The following is a 4,389-nucleotide window of genomic DNA, read 5'->3' on the forward strand; positions in this document are numbered from 1 at the left end:
CACCGACATCCCCAGACCGACGCCGGTGGTGTTGTCGTGATCGCCGAGCCGTTGAAACGCGTCGAAGATCTGGTCCTCGGCCCCATGCGGTATTCCGGGCCCTTCGTCGATGACGTTGATCAGCACCCGATCGCCCACCCGTCCGGCGTTGACCCGGACCAGGCAGTCGGGTGCGTACCGCAGCGCGTTGTCGATCAGGTTGGCCAGCACGCGTTCCAGCAGCCCTGCGTCCGCCATCACCATGGCGTCGCCCACGTCCACCTTGACCCGGTCGATGGCGGACCGGAAAAAGCCGGTGGCGCCCTTGCCGATGCTGACCAGCGCGCGCTGCACGGTTTCCTCCAGGTACACCCGGCTGATATCGGGGTGGATCACCCCGGCGGCCAGCCGCGACGAATCGAGCAGGTTGCCGACCAGCGCGGTGAGTTGGTCGATCGACTCCTCGATGGTCGCCAGCAATTCCGCGGTGTCGGCGGCGGAGAAGGCCACATCTTCGGCGCGCATGCTGGACACCGCGACCTTGGCCGCCGCCAGCGGCGTGCGCAGGTCGTGGCTGACCGCGGACAACAGCGAGCGCCGCAGTTGGTCGGCCCGCACGACCGCCTCGGTCCGGCTGGCTTCCTCCGCGAGCTCCCGCTGCCTGATCAAACCGGCGGCCTGCCTGGCCACCGCGCCGAGCACCCGCCGGTCCCGCGCGGATAGCTTTCGGCCCGACAGCAGCATCCAGAACTCGTCGTCGCCGACCTCGATCGCCGTGTCCGCGGAGTCGACGGTGACGCAGGGGTCCCTGCCCACACAGGCGACGACGTCGCCCCGCGTCCCGCCGGCGCGCGCGTCCTCGCCGGGCTCCCGCAGCATGGTGACCGCGCGCTGGGCATAGGTTTCACGCACCCGTTCGAGCAGCGTTTCGAGGTCGGCGCCGCGCAGCACCGAGCCCGCGAACAGGGTGAGCAGCTCGGCCTCCTGCGACGCGCGGCGGGCTTCCCAGGTGCGTTTGGCGGCGAAATCGACCAGCACCGCGACGGCGACCGCGATCAGCAGCAGCACCAATTCGGTGATGGCGCTGTTGGGTTCGGCGATGGTGAAGCTGTGCCGCGGGGCGATCAGGAAGTAGTTCAGCAGCAGTCCGGACAGCACTGCCGAAAGTGCCGCGGGCGCAACACCTCCGAACAATCCGACCAGCAGCACCCCCACGAAGAACAAGGCGCTCTCGCCGCCGGTGTTAAGGTACGAGTCCAGCGTCGTGACGGTGATCGCGCAGATGATCGACGGCACGATGACGGCCGCCAGCCATGACGTCACCCGCCTCTCGCGGGGTGTGAGCGAGGCCGTGCGGAAGCCGCGTTTGGCTTCCTCGTGCGTGACCAGGTGCACGTCGATCTTTCCGGACAGCTCGACGATCCTCGGTCCGATTCCCTCCTCGAACAGGCGCGCCCAGCGGGACCGCCGCGAGGTGCCGATCACCAGCTGCGTGGCGTTCATCTCGCGGGCGAACTCGAGTAGGGCCGTGGGCACCTCGTCGCCGACCACGGTGTGCAGCGAAGCGTCCAGGCTGGTCGCCAGCTCCCGGATCTTGGCCATCCGGGACTCCGACAGGCCGGCCAGGCCGTCACCGCGGATGACGTGCACCACCATGAGCTCGGCGGTGGACTTCGACGCGATCCGGGACGCGCGTCGCACCAACGTCTCGGATTCGGGTCCGCCGGTTACCGCCACGACGACCCGCTCGCGGGCCTCCCACAGGTCGGTGATCTTGTTCTCGGCCCGGTATTTGGCCAGCGCCGTGTCGACCTGGTCGGCAAGCCACAGCAGCGCCAGTTCCCTTAGCGCGGTGAGGTTTCCGCGGCGGAAGTAGTTGGACAGCGCCGCATCGATACGATCGGGAGCGTAGACGTTTCCGTGGGATAACCTGCGCCGCAGCGCCTCTGGTGTGATGTCGATGAGCTCGACCTGTGCGGCCTGGCGCACGATCAGGTCCGGGACCGTCTCTTTCTGTTCGATACCGGTGATCTGGGCGACGACGTCGTTGAGGCTTTCCAGGTGCTGCACGTTCACCGTGGAGATCACGGTGATCCCGGCGTCGAGCAATTCCTCGACATCCTGCCACCGCTTGGGGTTTTTGCTGCCCGGCGTGTTGGTGTGCGCGAGTTCGTCGACGAGGACGACCTGCGGGTGGCGCGCCAGCACGGCCGGCACGTCGAGTTCGGGGAAGTGGCCGCCACGATATGCGATAGAGCGCGGCGGAATGACCTCGATGCCCTCAAGCAGCTCAGCGGTTTTCGGACGCCCGTGACTTTCCACCACGCCCGCCACCAGATCGGTGCCACGTTCCAGCCGCCGATGTGCCTCACCCAGCATCGAATACGTCTTGCCCACGCCCGGAGCCGCACCGAGGTAGATGCGTAGCTCCCCCCGCTTGGGAGGGTCGCGGTGGCCGACGTCGCTCACGTCAACCATCATCCCCCTTGGAGCTAACTCGTGACCGGATACCGGTGGTCGAGTTGCAGGTTTAGTTGCAGCACATCGACGCACGGTTCGCCGAAGAATCCCAGCGCGCGCCCGCTCCGGTTCTGCGCTACCAGCTCACGGATCTGATCTGGGCTGACCCGGCGCGCCTTGGCGACCCGCGCCACCTGGATATCGGCGTAGGCCGGCGAGATGTTCGGGTCGAGGCCGCTGCCGCCGGCGGTGACCGCGTCGGCCGGCACCGCGGGCTTGGCCGGCGCGGCCCCGCGGATGGGTACCGTCTGGCCGATCGAGTAGTCGTCACCGTACTTGGCGCATTCGACCCGCACACCCTCGTAAAGGGTGAGGAAGGGCGCCGGTGCCGATCCGCAGGGCTCGTTGACGCTGACCACCCGAGTCGGGTGGACGACGTTGCCGCGTGCGTCACGCGGACCGATCACCGACAACACCGCGCCCACACCACCGCCGGTGCAGAACGGCCGCGACCCGTCGATTCCCTCCAGTTTGCCGACGGCGGCGCTACGTGAGCACACCGTGGTCAGCAGGCTCGGCTTGAAGCCCGCGTCCGGTGCGGACGTACCGCCGGCCAGTTGCGAGGGGTCGGCGGGCGTGTCGACGATGCTTTCCGGCCCGAGGTTGCTGCCGCCCGACGAGGTCGGGTCGTAGCCGGCACCGGCCGCCGAGGGTCGGCTCTGGAAGTATTGGGGCAGCGGGTTGCCGTCCTTGCCGGTGTACGGCTGGCCGATCAGCCTGCTGCCCACCGGCTTACCGTCCGCGGTGAGGATCGATCCCTCGGCGTGGTCCCGCAATCCGGGGAGCTGCGCGACCGCCCAGACGAACAGGGGATAGGCCAGACCGGTGATCACGGTCAGCACCAGCAGCGCGCGCAATGCCGCCCAGTGCAGGCGGACGAAATTCGAGAACGTCATGTCAGGACATCCCTGGGATGAATTGGACGATCAGGTCGATCGCCTTGATTCCGATGAACGGTGCGATGATTCCGCCCAGGCCATAGACATATAGGTTGCGGCTCAACAGCTTTGACGCGCTGCTCGGTGTGTACCGCACGCCGCGCAACGAGAGCGGGATCAGCATGACGATGATGATCGCGTTGAAGATGACCGCGGACAGGATCGCCGACTGCGGGCTGTGCAGCCGCATCACGTTGATCAGGTCCAACCCGGGGAACAGGGCGACGAACATCGCCGGGATGATCGCGAAGTACTTCGCGATGTCGTTGGCGATCGAGAACGTGGTCAGCGCCCCGCGGGTGATCAGCAGCTGCTTGCCGATCTCGACGATCTCGATGAGCTTGGTGGGATCGGAGTCGAGATCGACCATGTTGCCGGCCTCTTTGGCGGCCGAGGTGCCGGTGTTCATCGCCACGCCCACGTCGGCTTGTGCCAACGCCGGCGCGTCGTTGGTGCCGTCACCGGTCATCGCGACCAGTTTGCCGCCCGCCTGCTCACGCTTGATCAACGCGAGCTTGTCCTCGGGTGTGGCCTCGGCCAAGAAGTCGTCGACTCCGGCCTCGTCGGCAATCGCCTTGGCGGTCAACGGGTTATCGCCGGTGATCATCACCGTCCGGATGCCCATCCGGCGCATCTCGTCGAACCGTTCACGCATGCCCTGCTTGACGACGTCTTTGAGGTGGATGACACCGAGCGCCCTCGCTTGTCCCTCGATCCTTTCCCCGACGACCAGCGGCGTGCCACCGCCGGCGGAGATACCGTCGACGATCTCGCCGAGCCGCGGGGGGACGTTACCCCCTTGGCTGCGTATCCATTCCGCAACCGAGCTCGCCGCACCCTTGCGCAGCAGGTGCCCATCGAGGTCGACACCCGACATCCGGGTGGTGGCGGAGAAGGCCACCCAGTGGGCTTGCGACAGCTCACCCGGTGTGCGGGCACGCAGTCCAAAGTG

Annotated in this window: 3 protein-coding genes; all 3 read right to left on the reverse strand. The window is 67.3% G+C overall.

Annotated elements, in window-relative coordinates; translation table 11 throughout:
- Positions 1 to 2,460: sensor histidine kinase KdpD (locus Q0W90_RS23520; protein ID WP_297776981.1), on the reverse strand; the 2,460-nt coding region annotated here is incomplete at its 3' end.
- 11 nt (positions 2,461 to 2,471) lie between these two features.
- The gene (locus tag Q0W90_RS23525) at positions 2,472 to 3,395 is read right to left on the reverse strand and encodes a potassium-transporting ATPase subunit C (RefSeq protein ID WP_297776983.1); all 924 of its coding nucleotides are present in this window, start codon (positions 3,393 to 3,395) and stop codon (positions 2,472 to 2,474) included.
- Between the two features lies 1 nt (position 3,396).
- Positions 3,397 to 4,389: HAD-IC family P-type ATPase (locus Q0W90_RS23530; RefSeq protein ID WP_297776986.1), on the reverse strand; the 993-nt coding region annotated here is incomplete at its 5' end.

The sequence above is a fragment of the Mycobacterium sp. genome (assembly GCF_025933915.1).
GTDB lineage: Bacteria > Actinomycetota > Actinomycetes > Mycobacteriales > Mycobacteriaceae > Mycobacterium.

What these genes read in the sequence shown, in the direction of transcription:
- Q0W90_RS23525 (WP_297776983.1), bottom strand. Translation starts at nt 3,395, where the DNA reads ATGACGTTCTCGAATTTCGTCCGCCTGCACTGGGCGGCATTGCGCGCG.